The sequence below is a fragment of the Paenibacillus litoralis genome (genome assembly GCF_046244365.1).
Lineage (GTDB): Bacteria > Bacillota > Bacilli > Paenibacillales > NBRC-103111 > Paenibacillus_V.
Genome location: NZ_CP176395.1, coordinates 3,224,502 through 3,241,385, shown reverse-complemented (window position 1 = coordinate 3,241,385; position 16,884 = coordinate 3,224,502). Strand labels below are relative to the sequence as shown.

17 protein-coding genes are annotated in these 16,884 nt (G+C 51.6%); 2 read left to right on the top strand and 15 right to left on the bottom strand.

Features of this window, described 5'->3' with window-relative positions:
• Window positions 1-281 precede the first annotated feature (281 nt).
• Both ACKGJP_RS13025 and ACKGJP_RS13020 read right to left on the bottom strand, forming a co-directional pair.
• A complete protein-coding gene (locus ACKGJP_RS13025) occupies window positions 282-2,360 on the bottom strand; it encodes a DUF5054 domain-containing protein (protein ID WP_409346061.1) in 2,079 nt (692 codons plus the stop codon).
• A gap of 268 nt (window positions 2,361-2,628) precedes the next feature.
• Window positions 2,629-3,069: a hypothetical protein gene (locus ACKGJP_RS13020; RefSeq protein WP_409346060.1), complete on the bottom strand. Its 441-nt coding sequence runs from the start codon at window positions 3,067-3,069 to the stop codon at window positions 2,629-2,631.
• Between the two features lie 328 nt (window positions 3,070-3,397).
• Between ACKGJP_RS13020 and ACKGJP_RS13015 the strand changes: the two genes are divergently transcribed.
• Both ACKGJP_RS13015 and ACKGJP_RS13010 read left to right on the top strand, forming a co-directional pair.
• Window positions 3,398-4,147: a phytanoyl-CoA dioxygenase family protein gene (locus tag ACKGJP_RS13015; protein WP_409346059.1), complete on the top strand. Its 750-nt coding sequence runs from the start codon at window positions 3,398-3,400 to the stop codon at window positions 4,145-4,147.
• A gap of 47 nt (window positions 4,148-4,194) precedes the next feature.
• Window positions 4,195-5,010 carry an AraC family transcriptional regulator gene (locus ACKGJP_RS13010; protein ID WP_409346058.1) on the top strand — a complete coding sequence of 272 codons (816 nt, stop codon included), beginning with the start codon at window positions 4,195-4,197 and terminating at the stop codon, window positions 5,008-5,010.
• A gap of 173 nt (window positions 5,011-5,183) precedes the next feature.
• On the opposite strand, the gene ACKGJP_RS13005 is transcribed toward ACKGJP_RS13010, so the two are convergent.
• The 13 genes from ACKGJP_RS13005 to ACKGJP_RS12945 all read right to left on the bottom strand — a co-directional run bounded on the left by ACKGJP_RS13005 (window position 5,184) and on the right by ACKGJP_RS12945 (window position 16,858).
• Window positions 5,184-6,293, bottom strand: a complete 1,110-nt coding sequence (locus tag ACKGJP_RS13005) for a Gfo/Idh/MocA family protein (RefSeq protein WP_409346057.1) — start codon at window positions 6,291-6,293, stop codon at window positions 5,184-5,186.
• A gap of 51 nt (window positions 6,294-6,344) precedes the next feature.
• Window positions 6,345-6,803 carry a ThuA domain-containing protein gene (locus ACKGJP_RS13000; RefSeq protein ID WP_409346056.1) on the bottom strand — a complete coding sequence of 153 codons (459 nt, stop codon included), beginning with the start codon at window positions 6,801-6,803 and terminating at the stop codon, window positions 6,345-6,347.
• Window positions 6,763-7,191 carry a hypothetical protein gene (locus ACKGJP_RS12995; RefSeq protein WP_409346055.1) on the bottom strand — a complete coding sequence of 143 codons (429 nt, stop codon included), beginning with the start codon at window positions 7,189-7,191 and terminating at the stop codon, window positions 6,763-6,765. Before ACKGJP_RS12995 ends, ACKGJP_RS13000 begins: the two co-directional genes overlap by 41 nt.
• A 297-nt stretch (window positions 7,192-7,488) precedes the next feature.
• A complete protein-coding gene (locus ACKGJP_RS12990) occupies window positions 7,489-7,746 on the bottom strand; it encodes a helix-turn-helix domain-containing protein (protein ID WP_409346054.1) in 258 nt (85 codons plus the stop codon).
• 116 nt (window positions 7,747-7,862) lie between these two features.
• On the bottom strand, window positions 7,863-8,369 hold the full coding sequence (locus ACKGJP_RS12985) for a hypothetical protein (RefSeq protein ID WP_409346053.1): 507 nt from the start codon (window positions 8,367-8,369) through the stop codon (window positions 7,863-7,865).
• Window positions 8,370-8,618, bottom strand: coding sequence for a hypothetical protein (locus ACKGJP_RS12980; protein ID WP_409346052.1), 249 nt, complete (start codon window positions 8,616-8,618; stop codon window positions 8,370-8,372).
• Between the two features lie 134 nt (window positions 8,619-8,752).
• On the bottom strand, window positions 8,753-8,983 hold the full coding sequence (locus ACKGJP_RS12975) for a response regulator (protein WP_409346051.1): 231 nt from the start codon (window positions 8,981-8,983) through the stop codon (window positions 8,753-8,755).
• A gap of 151 nt (window positions 8,984-9,134) precedes the next feature.
• A complete protein-coding gene (locus tag ACKGJP_RS12970) occupies window positions 9,135-9,893 on the bottom strand; it encodes a sugar phosphate isomerase/epimerase family protein (RefSeq protein WP_409346050.1) in 759 nt (252 codons plus the stop codon).
• A 3-nt stretch (window positions 9,894-9,896) separates the two neighbouring features.
• Window positions 9,897-11,903 carry an alginate lyase family protein gene (locus ACKGJP_RS12965; RefSeq protein ID WP_409346049.1) on the bottom strand — a complete coding sequence of 669 codons (2,007 nt, stop codon included), beginning with the start codon at window positions 11,901-11,903 and terminating at the stop codon, window positions 9,897-9,899.
• 58 nt (window positions 11,904-11,961) lie between these two features.
• A complete protein-coding gene (locus tag ACKGJP_RS12960; RefSeq protein ID WP_409346048.1) occupies window positions 11,962-13,107 on the bottom strand; it encodes a Gfo/Idh/MocA family protein in 1,146 nt (381 codons plus the stop codon).
• Window positions 13,108-13,145: 38 nt separating this feature from the next.
• A complete protein-coding gene (locus tag ACKGJP_RS12955; protein WP_409346047.1) occupies window positions 13,146-13,937 on the bottom strand; it encodes a helix-turn-helix domain-containing protein in 792 nt (263 codons plus the stop codon).
• On the bottom strand, window positions 13,924-15,684 hold the full coding sequence (locus ACKGJP_RS12950; protein ID WP_409346046.1) for a sensor histidine kinase: 1,761 nt from the start codon (window positions 15,682-15,684) through the stop codon (window positions 13,924-13,926). The genes ACKGJP_RS12955 and ACKGJP_RS12950 overlap by 14 nt, the downstream gene beginning before the upstream one ends.
• Before the next feature lie 109 nt (window positions 15,685-15,793).
• A complete protein-coding gene (locus ACKGJP_RS12945; RefSeq protein WP_409346045.1) occupies window positions 15,794-16,858 on the bottom strand; it encodes a Gfo/Idh/MocA family protein in 1,065 nt (354 codons plus the stop codon).
• Window positions 16,859-16,884 lie beyond the last annotated feature (26 nt).

The following is a 16,884-nucleotide window of genomic DNA, read 5'->3' as shown; positions in this document are numbered from 1 at the left end:
GTGTTTTAAGGTATTGTAAACGACAAGCTCCACTATGTCTACTAGAAAAAAACGCTTTCATTGATCGTTAAGGATAACCGCCATTTGGCGACCTTGACGCCAGACTTTTGCCGAGAGATGAACGATCACCGGAGATATACGATCTGAAATCGCCAAAAAAGAGCCCTAACCTCTACGCATATGCAGAAGTAAGGCTCCATTATTACATTCTCGTAAACCGGTATAATTCAGCGGCATCCTGCCAAAATTCGGCGAAGCATTCTCCAGTCGGCCGCAAGCCACTATTTCATCTGATTCGACTGCAGCGTCAACCCGAACCGATATTTCATGTCATCCTCAAACCACATTGCGAAATTGGTGCCCCATACGTTATTATGCAAGTTAAAATGAAACCCGGCATCCAGCGGAGCGAATGTATTATCGAACTGCAGCAGCCGCCGTTCCCCCGGGCAAACGAGAGGCGCGTCCAGCGTCTCGATCACAAAGGCGCCCTCCGAACCTTCGTAGTACAATCCGCTGCTTACGCCGTGCATGTTCCGGTTTCCATCCTTCACGACTGACAAAGGCGAAAGCCGTCCCCCCAGTTTATCCATCGTCCACTGGTTCGGATTGTCGACGAGCGGAGCGAACGAGAACCAGCCCGCTTCCGGCAAACGGCATGCTTGCTTGTTCTGCGCGTGCAGCTCGACATCGATTTTCGGCTCCCGATGGAAGAAGGTATAAACAACGGCCAGCTTCCGTGGCGCACCGTAATGCTCGCAAACGTCGGAAGGCAGTTTCAGCTCGGCCAGGACAATGTCACGATCCGAAAGCCGTTCCAGACTTAATGACCTTACAGTAGCGCCAGACTGTTTATGCTTCGGCTTCGGCTCCGCATATTCCATCCCGGGCTTGCCCAAGTCGTTATCCGCCCAGCCATGATTCCGCTTCAAATTGGTTACATATTCATTGAAAAAGCGGTCGTAATTTTCTTTCGCGAACGTTTCATATCGGTACGTCCCAAGCCTGTGTTCGTCGTCCGCCCACTTTTTGCCGTTCGAATCGAGCAACAGGTTGATGGAGCCGTCCGAGGCGAAGCTGACCCGAAACATCCCCAAATCGTAGCTTTCGTTCACTTCCAGGCTGGCCGTCTCCATATCCGTAATAACGGTTTCTCCAGGCTGCATTCGTTCGAACGCCTCATGCGCTTCAGCGATCAGCTCCTTGTCAAGCGCGGACAGCGCCTGATCGAGATAGGCTCGCTGTTCCTTCCAGGAGCTCTCGAAAAAGCTGTACGTCCGACCGGGTTTCGCAGACCTGGAGAGATAGTCATATTTTCTTGTTTTTGCTTCCTTCACCTTGTCATGGGCTCTGGCTGAAGCGAAATCGGCTGCGGAATAGTTGTCGTAGTCGACCAAATACACTTGTTCGTTCAGTCCCCACGTATGTTCCGGGATCAGCATCAAACGATTGCAAAACTGTGCGTACGGTTCGCCAAACGGGTCCAAGGCTCCGGACGCAACCCATTGGTCCCGCAAGCGAAGCAGCTCCCGGTACCGTGCTATTTTCCACGGATCGGAAGCGGCTCCGTGAATCCAGGTGTCCCCTATTTCCTCGCGAACAACCGGAAGATGCTGCTTGCATCCGTTAAGCTTCTCGGCAAACGCGTCAAGCGTCGACGCCATGATGTGTGCACCCGGAAATTGCTCTTGCAATTGTGCGAACAAAGCGCGGACATCTTCTATTTTGGAAGGACCATGATTATCTCCCGTATGGGCGAAGTAGAGCGTATCTTCCAGTCCGTCCACTTGCAGCGGCGTACCGTAATCGTACGAATAATTCACAATGATTTCCGATCCGTCAGTCACGCGCCATACGAACACCGGCGGCACTTTCGGATTTTTGCATGCCGGGTTGACGCCCAAATGCAAAAATTGAATGCCGTTTCGCGCCAAAATCGGCACCATCGCGATCGTATGCCCCGGCACGTCGGTCATTTTCGCGGCGATCGTCGTTTTGCCGAACTTCCGATCCAGCTCCCTGGAAAGAGACACGCCGAAATCGAACAATTTCGCATCCATCAATTCCGTATGCGTCGTGAACGGCAGCCCGTGCCAAGCAATCCGGCCTTGCCGAATCGCTTCTTCCATGCGGACGCGCATATCCGCATCCGCCGTAATCAAGTATTCGTGAATGAGCCAGGAACCCGTCGTCCATATGAATTTCGCATTCCCGTCTTCCTGAGCCAGCTGCTCGGACAAATCCAGCGCCTGCGGGATAAATTCTCTCATATACCGCTCAATGACATTCGCGGCCAAATCCGTGTAGCCGATATCCAAATGCGTCTTGAAAATGACATGAACTCTTTTGATCGTTGTCATGTTTCTTTGCCTCCACTCCGCTATTTTTTTACGGTATCTCAGCAATGCAAAAGCCTGTTCGCTCTCCTTGTTCGCCGGTATCAGAACCAAGAGAGAAGTACAATACTTTCCCTTTTCAATATACATCATAATATAACATCATTTATCATAAATGAACATTGATCATAAAGGTCATCTATCAAAAAAAAATGGTTGAGCAGTCCTAGTACGCAGCTCAACCATTTTTTTAGTTAATCCATCTAAATTCCGCTTCGGGGATCGACTTTCCTTACAGCTTCAAGCTTGCGACGAGCACTACGGCAACAACCAGCACCATAACACCTAATAGGGTGGTTAGATAGCCGGACAAATTGACACGTTTGCCGTGCGGATCATTCAGCCGCTTCTTTGCTTTGCTTCCGACAATGCCGGTCAGCACAAGCGCCAGCAGGATGATCGTGCCTCCGCCTTTCTCCATCACATCCAGCCAAAGCGGCTTATCCGTTCCCAGATCCATCTGCACGATCATGATGACTCCGCTGATCAGCACAATGACCGAAGCGGGATGGGCGAACATGCTGAACACCCGCATGACCCGCTTGGCGAGGGTATTGGACTCTTGAGAACCGAGCTGCTTTTTCAACAGCTGCAGCATAACAACAATGGCAAGCAAAGAACCGATCCAAACGGCAAGCCCCGTCAGATGCAAAAACAACCAAAATCCGAACATTCCAAATTCCTCCTTATATGAATGAATTACTGTCAGACTGCAGGTTACGGAATCCGACTTCCAATCACGGAAACGGGATACGGGACATTCGGGATGCTATCCCCCGTCCTGTTCTCAGTATTAGTCTAAGACAGGATGATGAACGGACGATGAACGGGTTATTACAATCGAAATCCATCCCGGCATTTTGAGGCATAACTTTTTATTGAAATATCATTTTCAGACACATAAATATCTGCCACGTACATTTTCATCCTAGTCAACTTCTTCTAAAATGAGATCATGAATCAATTCTCATATCAATCGGAAGCTATAGGAGGATACCCGCATGAGCAATCAAATCCAATCCGAAAGATTACATCCGCTTACGCCGGAACAAGTGAAGCAGTATGAAGATAACGGTTACCTGATTATCAAAAATGGATGCAGCGACGATTTGATCGACGCCTTCAATTCACACATTCATGCCATCCGTACCGCCGACCCGATAGCGGAATGGGCCAAACTGAGAAGCGGCAGCGAGCCTGTAGAAGATAAGGACCGCTTTTCCGTACGGCTGTTCAACCCGCATTTGCACGACGGGTTCTCCCTGCAAATGATGAAGCTGCCGATCGTTCGCGGCGCTCTTGCCCAGGTTCTTGGGGATGAAGCTGTCGGGGTCCAGAGCATGTATTTTTACAAAGAACCGGGTTCCCCTGGACAAGCGGCCCACCAGGACTACTACTATATCAAGAACGAGCCGAATACGTTGACCGCGGCTTGGGTGGCCATGGAATATACGAACGAAGAGAACGGCTGTTTATGGGTCATTCCCGGCTCCCATAGACTCGGTTTACTGCCGCACGGCGCGGTCAAAAACTTGCAGGAGCACGAGGCCTGGACACACGAAGCGGAAGGGATCGACCTGAGCAAAGAAATTCCCGTCGTTTTGGACAAAGGCGATATTTTGATTTTTGACAGCTTGCTCGTTCATTCCTCGACACGCAATCGTTCGGACCGCTGGAGACTCTCGTACGTATGCCATTACATCCGCCACGATTCCACGACCGAGCAAAGAAAGAAAATCGATCTGTTATAATGAACAAGGATAAGCGCCATTCGGCGTCTTTGAAAGGGAGGGTTTAAATGGAATCAAAAAAAGGGGCGGTGGATGTACCGCCTTTTTTTGCCGTAACCGGAGCCTATGCGGGAACCGTCGTCTACAGTCCGGGAGGAAAATACGGTCCGCGGGTTCAACGGGACTTGCAGCTTGTATTGGTGCATACAGGTTCGATGCGTGTGGAAATCGACGGCGTTCCGCATCATGTGCCTGCCAAACAGGCAGCGCTGCTCAAACCGGGGCACGAGGAACAATTTTATTTTGACGGCAACATGGAGACGCGGCACCGGTGGATCGCCGTTTCGGTCGAACCGCTGCATAAGGATGACTTGGAACGGTTCGAATCGCTTCCGCTCTACATGCCCCTGACCGAACGAATGAACCAATTGACAGATATGCTGATTTCGCTGCAAAACGACGGCTGCGAGCGGACGGACGAACTGATCAAATCGCTCGGCAAATCCGCGATATGGTTATACTTGACCGAGCATATGCGGACAGGGCTGAACAAACGGAAGCATACCGCCGTCCTTCTGGCGATCGAAGAAATCCGCCAGAGGTTCGGAGAAGAGCTCAATCTGCTCGACTTGTCCGCCGCCGCGACTATTACGCCGGAGCATCTCATCCGCTTGTTCCGGCGCGACGAAGGCGTGACGCCCATTCAATACTTATGGAAATATAGGATCCATAAAGGGCTCGAATTGCTGCGCAGCACCGGGCTTTCAGTTGGCGAAATCGCGGAACAGGTCGGCTTCAAAACGTCGTACCATTTTGCCCGCATGATCAAACGCCATACCGGTTTGACGCCAAGCGGCATTCGCGAAGAGCATTACGGCAAATAGATTACTACTTGAAGGTCGTAGCATGGACGAACAAGTCTGCATGCGAGAACGATCGCAGGAAGCGAGCCTCCCGGTTCGGAAGGAGTTTTATCGAATATAGAACAGAACTATAAAAACCGCTCACGAGCGATGGCGCGATGCCAGCCTCGGAGCGGTTTTTAATTATAGGACGCTTATGCGTGAAAATACAGCTTCGACATGCCGACCGGCAGCGGCTCCGGCGCTTCGCAAGCGCTTTGCAACGTATAATGCTTGCCTTCCCGTGAAGCGTCGTGGAAGCCGTGCATCGCATCGAGCACATGATAAGCAAGCTCGCCGCTCGCCCGGTGCGGCCGGTTCTCGCGGATCGCCTGCACCATATCGGCCATGCCGATGCCGCGGGCGTTCTCCGCAAAGCCGTGCGTGAGCGGAATATTCGTCCACTCAGACGTTCCAGCGCGGCGGTAGCGGATGACGCCGCAAAACCCGTTCGGATCCGGGACGACCAACGTGCCGAGGCTGCCGTATACCTCGATGGAAGGAAGCGTCGTTCCTCCGCGCGTATCGAAGCTGGTGAAGAGTGTGCCGATCGCGCCGTTCTTGAAATTCATGATGCCGGCCACATGGGTCGGGACCTCGACCTGGATCGTCTGGCCGTATTTCGGCGCGCTCGTGATCGTCCGCTCCGGATACGAAATGCGTACCGCGCCGGTCACCCGCTCGATCGGTCCGAGCAGCGCGACCATGGCGGTCAGATAATAAGGCCCCATGTCGAACATCGGACCGCCGCCATGCTGATAGTAAAACTCGGGAGCCGGATGCCACGTTTCGTGGCCGCCGCACAGCATGAAGCCCGTGGCGCCGATCGGATCGCCGATCCAGCCGTCGCGTATCATCTTGACGGCCGTCTGGATGCCGCCGCCGAGGAACGTATCGGGTGCGCATCCGACTCGCAGCCCTTTTTCACTCGCCAGCCGGATCATTCTCGCTCCGTCTTCGCGGGTAACGGCAAGCGGCTTCTCTACATAAACATGCTTGCCCGCCTCCAGAGCTTGGATGCAAACATCCGCATGAGCGAACGGAATCGTCAGGTTGATGACGACGGCGATTTCCGGATCGGCCAGCAATTCGTCCACGCTGCAGCCCTTGGCAATGCCGTGCTCCTCCGCCTTCGCTCTAGCGCGCTCAACGTCGAGGTCGGCGCAGGCGACAATTTCGTAATTGCCGAACATGTCCTTGGCGTTCTTGAAATAGATGCCGCTAATATTGCCGCAGCCTATGATGCCGACTTTTAATTTACCCATAGTATGAACCCTCCTATTAGTCCCCGAGGCGGTCATTAGATTACCGCCGGATTATTTTGATGCCCAAACCATACCGCGCCGCATGATCGTCAGTACTTGCGGCATGCTTACGACGTCCGCATCATGGCCGAGCGAGCAGTAGAAGACTCGGCCTTCGCCGTATTTTTTCGTCCAGATGACAGGCATAACGACATCCTGGCCGTCCGGGCCGAATCCTTCGAAGGTCGTCGTGGCATACACGTCGATAGCCGGATCCACGTGCATGTAATATTTTTCCGAGACCACTTCGAAATCGCCGATGCCGGCGACGAGCGGATGATCGCCGAGATTGACCGTATAACGCGTGCCGTTATTGCCGGGATGGGCCACCCATTGCCCACCTACCATGAACTGGAACTCCGTCTCGTTCCGGAACGAATCCGCCATGCCGCCGTGACAGCCGGCGATGCCGACGCCGCTCTTCACCGCCTTAAGCAGCCCGCCAAGCTGCTCCCTCGTGATCGTCCCCATCGTCCTCGTTCTGCTCATTCGTGACGGCCAAATAGCTGGCAACGCCGGTATTGCCGTCCCCGTAGTTCAAGCTTTCGAACAAGTCGGCCATTTTGACGGTAATCCGCATGATGGCGATTGGCGAAACCGTGCGAAAGTCCATCATTTTCCTCAGAAGCGAAACGTTGCCGAACTTTGCGTCCGTCCCTACCTGCCCCCACAGCGAATCGGCCTTCAACGCGGCGAACATGCGGGCCCAATTCTCGTTTTCGATTCGCGCATAATGAAACAGCTCGTATCGCTTTCCTTTGAGCAGCGGGTATTGCCCCTCGTCCCCGAAAAATATTTCCGGCAGCGTATCGTTGTACAGAAACAAGTCGAGCCGGATCTTGTTCGACGTCAAATTCAAAGCGGCTTCCAGCCTCCGAACGATCGTATTGGAGGTCGTCTGATAGCTATCCCAAGGCTGACGTTTTGTACGGTCTGCTCTTTTACATATTGGACGGAAGTCGTATATGCATATTAGCCGATCGATACGACCGGAATCATCACCAGCAGCAAATAGGAAATCATCAGTTTATATCCAAACGATAACGTAATGCCGGGAAAACGTTTCATCCGTTTACACCCAGCTTTGTTTGCGATAGTCAACCGGAGCAAGACCGAAGCTTTGCTTGAAATGCCGGCTAAATAAAGTAAGATTTTGTTAACCTACCCCGTTTGCCGCTTCATATATTTTCATCTTCGGGTCGTTCAAAAGCTCTTTGGCCTTCTCCATTCTTTTCCTCGTCACGAAATCGCCGAATGCCTCGCGGGTTGCCTCTTTGAACACGTAACCAAGATAATTGGGCGAAAAACCGAACAGCTTCGCGACATCCCTCAGCTGCAGCGTTTTCTCCAGATGCTCCGCGACATAGTTCTCGATTTCGCCGATCAGCTTTCGATTCGGATTTTTCTTCTTCAAATACAGGTGCTCCGATACTTCGAACAATCGACGGCGCAGCCAAGATTTGATATCGTCGATCGTTTCAAATTCATAAAGGGCATTCAGACTGTCGGGCTCGATGCTTAGCAGATCATTTAAATTGGCGTTAAGCGACCGCAGAAAAAATCGATTTTGGAAATAACGTACAGGGCAAAGTTATAGACCGTCAGTTTATCCTTCAGGCTATGAACCAATTCGAACAGCTGCTCCAAACAATCATAAATGTGGACAAGTTCGTAATTTGCGGCAGCCGTCAGTATCGCTTCCATGATTTGTTCGAGGTCGGACGTCGATTTGACGATCTCCCTCTCCGTTTGCTCCAGCGTAATCACCCGGCATTTGCCTACAAACATTTTGGTGGCGAGCGCATCTTTCGCTTGGCGATACGAGTCCGGCATGTCATGGATGTGCGGTACCGGCGAGCCTAGTCCGACCGTAATGGTCTGGCTCGTATGGGTTCGCACATGATCGACCAAAGACTGCATCGACTTCGCTGGAGCGATATCCGGACCGGAAACTACGAGCACAATCTTGACATCATCCGTTTTGCAATAAATTCCCAGCCGATGGATTTGAATATAATCTTCAATCAAGCAAACCATTTACCGGATTGCGTTCGATTTCTGATCCTCGGAAAACTGATTTAATTTCCACGCTCTATCGTCGATTTCAATCATGGCGACACAGCCCTGTCCGGACTGCCAGCGAATCGTGCTCGGATCGTAAAGACGGTCAAGCTGGTGGAAATCGATTGCACCTTTCAGCCACTGCAGCAGCATTTCGTTCTGCAGCAGCGGGATCGACTCCTCGATCTGCGCTTCTTTCTTCTTCCGTTCCCGTTCATAGTTCAATTGCTCGCTGACCAGCTACAGCGCATTGAGCAGCTCCCGATCGTTCACCGGTTTCAGGATGTATGAACTGGCATTCATCGAGATCGCTTTTTGCGCATATTGGAATTCGTCATGTCAGCTGATGAAAATGATCTTCAGCTCGGGAAACAAGCTTCTTGCCTGCTCGCCAGCTCCAGCCCGCTCATGATGGACATTCTGATGTCGGTGACGAGAATGTCTACTCGCTGCTCCCGCAGTGCGTTCAAAGCGGCGAATCCGCTGCGCACCGTCCCGATGATCGCCATCCCCAGCTTCTCCCAGGGCACAAATCGCTGCAGCACATCTAAATCCAACTGTTCGTCGTCTACAAGCAGCACGTTATACATGATTATCATCCCTATAAATGTGAATATGGAGAGTGTACTCCAATAGAAGTATACTCTCCAGGCCGTGAACCGAACGCTGAACGAGCCTCCGTAAACATTCGGGGCCCGTAGGCAATGAATGGGCTTACACTTCTTTCGCAGAACGGCCGGCTTATTTTGCCAGCCGGTCGGCGAGAAGATTCAAATTGTTCAAGCTGATCTGCAGGCTGTCCATCGGTTTGCCCGGGCATTCGTCCTGCTCGACGCAGTACCATTCGATGCCGTTCCGCTCGCCCCAAGTCAAAATCGGGGCGAAGTCGATGATGCCCGTGCCGATTTCGGCGAACGTTTGCCGTTCGTCGTTCGTCATATCCTTCAAGTGAATGATCGGCATCCGGTTCGCGTAAGGAGCGATGAACGATACCGGATCTTTGCCGCCTTTTTTCACCCAGAAGACGTCGATTTCGGCAAACAGCGCATTGTCTGCGGAAGGCTCCAGCAAATATTCGAGCGCCGATTTGCCTTCGATCACCGTGTCGAACTCCCAAGCGTGATTATGGTAACTGATCCGGTAGCCTAGCGGAGCAAGCTTCCGGGCAATTTCGTTCATCTCGCTGCGGATCGCCCGAAAGCCTTCTTCGCTGCGAACCGGAATATACGGCAAAATCAAGTCTTTCGTGCCGAATAGACGCGCTTCTTCCAAAACCGTGTCAAGCTCGCCGCGGAACCGGTCAAGCCCAATATGCAGACCCGCGGTGCCGAGCCCCGTTTCCTTCAATACCGCTGCGATTTCTTCGGCTTTGTAGCCGCGCAGACCGGAAATTTGCACGCCGGCCCATCCCATTTTTTTCAGCTCGCGAAGTACGCCCGGAAAATCCTGTTCCAGTTCGTTTCGAAGCGTAAACAACTGGGCTGCAAATTTGTTTTTCATCGGTTAAACACTCCTTTGGATTTCGTTTTCATCAATTACAAGCGATTGTCCGTCTATCAGGCCCAGCCGGATTTGCCGATCGCGAACGTCTCCCGAGGCTTCCAATACCTTTACCGGGCACCTTTCCCCCGTATTTGTCGGAAACAACAGGGTCACTGTACGAATTGGTCCCACGGCCGTCAAATCATAAACAACTGCAGGAGCTGACCCATATTCCCCTTGCGCGAAGATGGGGGTGTTCTTCCATCCTTGCCATTCCGGTTCGGTTTGCCCTTGAACGATCTTGCCTGTCAGATTTCCCGTCCGGTTCGTGATGATGGTCAGATTAGGGCCGTCTTCGTTCAAGGTAAAACTCGTCTCTCCAAAAACAACCGCCGATTCGCAGGCCAAATGCCATAAAAATTCATAGTTATGCTCTTTTTCATCTTGCGGCGTCAGCCTGTCGATCACCAGAAAGCATGGTGAAACGAGCGGATGGTTTTTCAAGAACAGCACGCTTCGACTGTGCGTAACCCTGATCTGCGCCTTAGCGCCATAGCCTTCGTCATAAGTTCCTTGAACAAAATCGAACGTTTCGGAGGAATGCCATTTCGCGCCCGCCGGCAAATGGATGTCTTCCTCCTTCCATCGGTAAGCGACTCTCCGGTTTTGATCCGATCCGTCTACACGAACCGTGTTGTGAGAGCGGGTGGACTCCACATAGCGCCGCATCTCGGAGTTGTCATAGGCGTAATTGCCTCCTTCGGTTAGCAATAGCTTCCCGTAGGCATGAATCAGCAGATTCAGTTTATCCTCATGCTGGTGGCCATGCCCGAAGGGCCCCGCGTCGAATATCGCCCATACGGCTTCCCGATCCCAACCGTTTCGCATGACATAGTACCCGCTGTAGGGAAATGGCATGGACGTTTCAATCGGCGGTTTCCCTTCTTGCCCTTCCGTTAATGCCCAAAGAAAATCGTGCCGGTGCGGATACCGTCGTGCCGCCTCGGGCATGGAAGCGGAGGCCGATACTTTCAGCCAGCGGCCGTCGTTCAAATCCGGCAAGCGACCGTCCGGCATCATCAGCTTGACATGGACGGAGCAGGCATTTTCGAGTGCGTTAACAAGTTCGGGAGCAATCGGGATCCCATAGGCCTGATACAACTGAATAACTTGAAAATAATTTTGTAACACGACCTCGTGATAATTCGTGCTCAATTCGTATTGAAACCCGTCCGGGTATAGTTGTCTGTTCAATTCTATAATCAGCATCTCTTGAGCATAGTTTATCCAGCTCTTCGCTTCCCTGAATTCGGGACAAAGAATGCCGATGTGAGACAGACCGTTCATCTCCATAAGCAGCCAGTTGCCTTGCCGGTGATGGTGGCGGAGCCGCACGGCATGTTCCCACAACGATTTATACCAATCGATCAACACATCGTCGGTGAAATGGGGAGAACGGTAACAGGCGTGAAGCGCGTATGGCCAGGCATTGCCCATACGCAGCCCGCACTCGATCGTCCGCCAGCCGTATCCCGGCCCGCTTTCCGGCACCACGACCTGCCGGACCCAACCGGTAAACAAGTGAACGAGTCCCTCGGCATATTTTTCAGCTCCCGTTTCCCGGTAACGCTTCGCCAGCACCTCCCATTCCCAATGGCGGTTCAGCTGCCAGGTCCATTCCAAATATTGATTGTATGTCGGATTGCAGGACCAGTCCACCTGCCCGGAAAATTGATGAGGCGTACCGCAAGAGACAAGCTTTAAAGACAAGATGCGCTCGCCCATTTCTTCCATCGTCTCTCCCGGAAGATAAAACAGGTTTTGCAGTTCATGAGGCGGGATTTGGAAATACAGATCCGGACGCAAAGATTTCCGCACATGTTCCGCAAATAATCGGCGCGCCTTTCCGAAATCTTCGCTAAGGACCGCTTTCTTTACATGCTCAAGCCCTGGCAAGTTCATATCGATCGAACGGGTAAAAAATTCGTAATCGCTTACTCGGGGACCATATTGTGTTTGGATTTCCATTCTATAATGACCTCCATTTGGTTCTTCGTGAAGCTTTTACGCAAACGTCCCGCTCGGGTCAAGCGTTTTTGCCGCCTGAAGCTTTCTTCGCTTCGCTGCTGCGGATTTTGTCCTGAAGCTGCTCGTAGTATAAATCCTCATCGATCGGCAGGTCGACCCAATTGTCCGTCCACGCGGACAATTGCATGGCGTTCGAAAGCGTCAGCCCCTTGATTCCCTCAACGCCAGGCGCCAGCAGCGGCGTTCCCTTTGCAATTGCGTTTACGAAGTTTTGCATAAGCAGGACGTGCCCTTCCTTGCTTTGTCTGGCGACAGGAATTTCCACTTTCCAGCATTCCGGACTGCCGAAACCGCCGCTAAACTTCCGGTTGAACTCTTGTTCAGGCACGCGCAACCGCCAGAAAGTCAGTTTGCCATCCTCGATGACGATTTTCCCGCGGTCGCCGGTTACCTCGAAACGGTTCGTGCCCGGATATTCGCCCGTCGTCGTCACAAATAGTCCGGTTGCGCCGTTCGCGTATTCGACATAAGCGGTTACGTCGTCTTCCACCTCGATGTTCCGGTATTTGCCGAAGCTGCAAAAGGCTCGAACGCGTTCCGGCATCATGCCGATCGTCCACTGCCACAGATCGAGCTGATGCGGCACCAGGGTGATTAACACGCCGCCGCCTTCACCCGCCCATGTCCCTCGCCAAGCGGCGGAGTCGTAATAGTGTTGCGTACGATACCAGTTCGTGACGATCCAGTTCGTGCGGCGGATTTCACCGAGTTCGCCCGACTGCACGAGCTCGCGAAGCTTTTGGTACAGCGGCAGCGACCGCTGGTTGTACATGATGCCGAATACCGTGCCGGCGTTCGCGGCTGCTTCGTTCATTTCGCGCACCTGCTTCGTGTACACACCGGCCGGCTTCTCGGTCAGCACGTGCAAGCCGCGCTTGAATGCCAGGATGGCGATGCGCGGATGATCGTAGTGCGGCGTCGCGATATAGACGGCATCGATCTCGCCTGAGTCGAGCAGCTCTTCCACGCTGCCGAACAGCTTCACATCGCCGCCGAATTCACCGCGCGCCCATTCCAGCCGCTCTGCAAACGTTTCACTAGCCGCCGCCAACACCGCGCCTTCAATCTCATTGCGCCGCAAGCAGTTCGCGACCATCGCCCCCATATTGCCAAGCCCGATTACGCCTACTCTAACTTGATTCATGCTCGTTTTCTCCTCTCTAATTATCGCGATACCTTTTTTTATCCTCGCTGTTCTTTCAACGCGACATTACGATAATCGCTTGGATTCATGCCAACCATTCGTTTGAAAATTTTATTGAAATGCCGGTAATTTTCCAGCCCGACCAGCTCAGCGATTTCGTTTGTCCGAAGATTTGTAGTGGTAATCAGCAGCCTGGCTTTGTTGACCCGCAGCTCCATGATATATTGAGTAAACGTTTGACCCGTTGTTTTTTTGAACATGGCGCTGAAATAAGGTGCGCTGTAGCCGGCTTGTGCGGCCACTGCTTCCATACGATAAGACTTGCTGACATCAGCTTGCAGTTGCCGAATGACATCTTCCATGACGTCGTTCGGGTGCCCGGGGACGGGATCACTGATTGGCGTGCGATCATCCATTTTGAACGAATCATAAACGCGTCCTTCCAGCTTAGGGGTAAGCTTCTTTAGCGTTTCGGCAAGCAACGTATCTTGTGCCAAGCAGTCTTCCTTCAACAAATACGACGAAGCCCCCAGTTCGATCGCCTTTTGCGCGAGATGAAAGTCACTATGGCAACTTAAAATAACCATAAGCGGCATTTCCTGATCAAGCTTAGCGAGCTCAACCATCATCTCGATTCCCCCCATAACCGGCATCGTTAGATCCGTGACCAGAAAGTGGGGTTTGTGCTCTTTACATAACAGCAACCCTTTTTCCCCGTTAGTCGCTTCTCCAACAACATGGAACAGACCGCGTTCCTCGGCGATCATCTGCTTATACACTTCGCGAGCCGGCTTCTCGTCTTCGACAATCATCACTTTATACGGTGCCATATAGCGAAGCATCCTCTCTTTCGTAGTCCAGTCTGCCGCTAGGAATGAAGATAGACACTACCGCTCCATTCCCCTCGCTGCGAATTTGAAATTCCGCTTGCTCGCCATAGAGCAGTCTTACCCGCTCCCATACGTTTTTCACGCCGATGCTCTCACCCGGCAGACCTTGTGCCAAATTCGTGTTGAGCACTTTCAGCCGATCCGGTTCAATTCCTATGCCGTTATCTTCGATTTGCAGCAGGACTTTTTCTTCTGAAACCTGGGCAGCCCGAACGGTTATTACTCCTTCATCGTCCTCTTTGGCCAAAATACCGTGGAACAGTGAATTTTCGATCAACGGCTGCAGAAGCAATTTTGGAATAAGCACTTCGTTTAGAGGCTCTTCTATCTCTAATTTCAGGATTATACGACGATCGTACCGCAGCTGAATCATGCTCACATAATCGGCTAAATATTTCAACTCTCGGGAGAGCGGAACGAGTTGTTCGTAGTTTTCCATCGAATAGCGCAGGATCGAGATCAGACTGCGCATCATCGACTTGATTTTTTTATAATCCCGAAGCGCGGCGTATACGCTGATCGTGTTCAAGGTGTTGTACATCAAGTGCGGGTTGATTTGCGACTGCAGCACGCGAATTTCATTGCGTCGCTTCAATTCCTCCGATTTCTGTAAATCCTCCATAAGCAATTGCAGTCGGGAAGCCATCTTGTTCAACATTACACCTAAATCGCCGATTTCGTTGTTTGGATACTTCGTGTCTTGCGTCGTGAAATCTCCCTTCTGGATAAGCTGCATATGACGTTTAAGCCGTTGCAGAGGGTTATACAAGCTGTATCCTATTGCGAGTGAAACGATCAGACCGAGCAGCATCAGCGCGAAAAGCGCAATCAAGGCGGATTTTGTTATAAAATGCGTGCTCTCCGATAAATGAGTATCCGGAATTTCCGAGACGATAATCCATCCGTGAAAATCTTTAGATTGTTTCGCGGATACAAGCGAGTGCTCTAACGTGAACTGATCGCTCCGTCCTCTTTGCTCCCAGCTATCCAGAAGCTGCCCGATATGTTTGGTCAGGACCGATGTGTCTTCACTGCTAGTCGAGGCGATTACTTTCCTGTCCGGGGAAAGAATATAGATCGCGCCTTCCGGTCCCAAATCGATGTTCTGAATCGTTTGCTTGAGAGCATTGTTCGAGAGGGTGATTATTAAAACGCCTTTATAGCCGGTCCCGTTGGAATACGGTACCTTACGCATGAAAAAGCTGTTGTCTTGCAAAAAGGAATTTTTGTCATTCTGGTCAACAACCAGTAAAAAAGGCTTGTTCGATTGCTCGAATCGTTGAATCAGTTCAGCGTAATGCGATTGTTTCAGCGGAACAATCGGGACGAGTGAAGTGACCACTTCGCCGGACTCGACGGAATAGACTCCGATATCGTCGATGTCCCCGATTGCCGTTTTGCCCGTATCCAATACCCGCTGCAACTCCTGATTTTGAATGACATAATTGAAAAAGTTCTCTTGCGAATCCATTAAATTACTTATACTTGGCGATATCCCGTATTGGGAGCTAACTTGCTGCATGCGCGACATCGTGATATCGATACGCTCCATGATTTGGTTCACGACCTGCAAATTGAGCATCTTGACTTTGTCTATGACCGCTTGATTGGATAGGGTTATAGTCAAATAAGCGAAAATAAGCAGGGGAACGACAGAAACGAGAAACAAAATAAAAATCACTTTCACAAAAAAACTTCTTCGTAAAAAGCTTAAAAACGACGCTCGCATCTGTCATCGCCGCCTTTCAGCCTCATTATTTACTATCTCTGCTAATTCGGCTTATGGACTCATTTTTTTAGTCGAACGCAATTTCCGTTTCTTTTTCTGCGGATTCATAAATGCCGCATAACATTTTCATCATTTCTACGCCGTCCTCGATCGGGCTGATCGCTTCTTTGCGACCAAAGCACATGTCCACGAAATGATTGATCTCCCCTTGGAAGGCTTTGACGACATCTAAGCCTTTGTTGTCGATTTGCGGATCGATGTTGAGAATCGTGTTATATTTTTCCGTAACGAAGGCAAGTTCCGGTTCGATCTCAACGCCGCCTTTGTCGCCATAGAGCTTGACTGTGGCTTCGTTTTTCTTTGCGTGCAGCGTGAAGCTGGCGTCGACGAGAAGCGAAGCGCCGTTCTGGAAGCGAATGAGGGCGTTAGCCATGTCTTCGACGTTATTTACGTTTTTATCGTAGTCGGCTGCTTTGTAGTGAGCCAAATTCTCGATGTGGGAACGGTTGCCGAGCTTGCGGTAAGTGTTGCCGGTGATCGACTTCACCTTCGGACGGCCCATCAAATACCAGCACAGGTCGATGACATGCACGCCGATGTCGATAAGCGGGCCGCCGCCGGAGCGTTCCAGATCGGCAAACCAGCCGCCCGGGTTGCCGAAACGACGAATACTGGAAGCCTTCGCGTAATAAATCTCGCCGAGATCCCCGTTCTCTATGAATTCCTTTACAATACGCGTGTTGGACGCGAAGCGGCGGACGTAGCCGACCAGCAGCTTTTTGCCGCTTTTCTTGACGGCAGCTTCCACTTCGCGGGCTTCCTCGACTGTTTTGCAAAGCGGCTTCTCGCAAAGGACGTTTTTGCCTGCATGCAATGCGGCGATACTGATCGGCGCGTGCGTGTTGTTCCAGGTACAGATGCTGACGGCATCGATGCTGCCGTCTTCCAGCAGTTTGTTATAGTCCGTGTAAACGTTCGAGATGTTGTACTTTTGGGCTTTCGCGCGGGCGCGTTCCTCGTTCAAGTCGCAGATGGCCGCAAGCTCGACCTCCGGATGGTTGGCGTAAGCGTTTAGATGAAAGCCGGAGATCGATCCGGCTCCGATGACGCCGACACGAATTTTTTTGCTCATTATAAAAGCACCTCTTTCCAGTTGTT